Source organism: Bartonella capreoli (assembly GCF_902813205.1).
Taxonomy (GTDB): Bacteria; Pseudomonadota; Alphaproteobacteria; order Rhizobiales; family Rhizobiaceae; genus Bartonella; species Bartonella schoenbuchensis.
Genome location: NZ_CADDZX010000308.1, coordinates 1 through 411, shown reverse-complemented (window position 1 = coordinate 411; position 411 = coordinate 1). Strand labels below are relative to the sequence as shown.

The window sequence follows — 411 nt, the reverse complement described above, 5'->3', positions numbered from 1 at the left end:
AAGTTTAGGTATATCACTCTCTCGAGGTGTAGAACTTACATTAGCACGCCTTAATAGCATTTTAGCAAAAGTCATGAACACCCAACAACAGGAATTGGTCAATCAGGTTATTTTGCGTACACAATCTCAAGCCGAGTATCATCCTAAAAATATCGGCCATTTTGGTTTGAACTTACATAACTATACACATTTTACTTCACCAATACGTCGTTATGCTGATCTTATTATTCATCGAGCACTTATTAAAGCCCTAAAATTGGGAAATGACCCATTAACAGAGATACAAGAACAAAATCTTGCGGAAATTGCCACACAAATTTCCTTATATGAGCGCCGTGCAATGATGGCTGAAAGAGAAACCATTGATCGGCTTGTCGCACACTATCTAACCAACAAAATAGGCTGTACTTT

1 protein-coding gene is annotated in these 411 nt (G+C 37.7%); it reads left to right on the top strand.

Translation table 11 applies throughout. The annotated features are described in order from the left end of the window. Positions 1 to 411: RNB domain-containing ribonuclease (locus J7R05_RS08560; RefSeq protein ID WP_208541903.1), on the top strand; the 411-nt coding region annotated here is incomplete at both ends.